We start from the raw sequence: 766 nt of genomic DNA, 5'->3' as shown, positions 1-766 counted from the left end.
TTTACTTTATTATCTAGAGCTTGTTTGGTTTGTTCAGCTTCTTGTAATTTTTGTTTTAAATCTTTAGCTTCATCTTCTAAATTATTATCTTTTGCTTTTTGAATAGCTTGTTTAGCTTTTTCAATAGCTTTATTTAAAGGATCTTGAGCTGCTTTAAGTTTATCTAAATCTTCACCTTTTAAAGCTTCCTTAGCAGCTTCATTAGCTTTATCAAGTTCTGTAGTAGCATTAAGGATTTCAGTTTTAATTTCTTGTTCTTTATTTTCAATTTTTTCAATTGCTTCAGCTGCTTTATTTAAAGCCTCTTGAGCAGCTTCGATTTTATCTTTTAAGGTTTTATTATCATCATTAAGTTTAGGTTCATCTTTATTTTTATCATATAAATCTTGAGCATTTTTTATTTCCTGTTCAAGAGTATTTTTAGCATTAACTATATCTGATTTATTAGAAGAATTTAGAACACCTTCAACATCTTGAGTTTTTTGTTCTAGATCTTCAATTTGTTTTTTAATTTTGTCTTTTTCAGCGGCAATTTGTTGTTCTTTTAGTTCAACTGCTGCTTTTCGATCTTCAATTAGAGTAGTTTTAGCATTAATTTCAGCAATTTTATCTGTAATTTTTTTAGTGCTTGCAGCATCACCTGCTTTTTCTGTTTCTTTTTTAGCGTCTTCTAATTTTGTTTTAGCGCTTGCTAATTTTCCAAGAACTTCAGTTAATTTTGCTTTATCTTCACTATTTTTATTATTTTCAGCTTCTTCTAAAGCAT

Annotated in this window: 1 protein-coding gene; it reads right to left on the bottom strand. The window is 27.7% G+C overall.

The genetic code is table 4. The features are described from left to right. A partial coding sequence (locus OF364_RS03000; RefSeq protein ID WP_263774131.1) for a hypothetical protein occupies positions 1 to 766 on the bottom strand: 766 nt, incomplete at both ends.

The organism is Mycoplasma enhydrae, assembly GCF_025779955.1.
In the GTDB taxonomy this organism is placed as follows: domain Bacteria; phylum Bacillota_I; class Bacilli_A; order Mycoplasmatales; family Metamycoplasmataceae; genus Metamycoplasma; species Metamycoplasma enhydrae.
The sequence above is the reverse complement of the archived record's forward strand: the minus strand, read 5'-3'. Positions and strand labels throughout refer to the sequence as shown.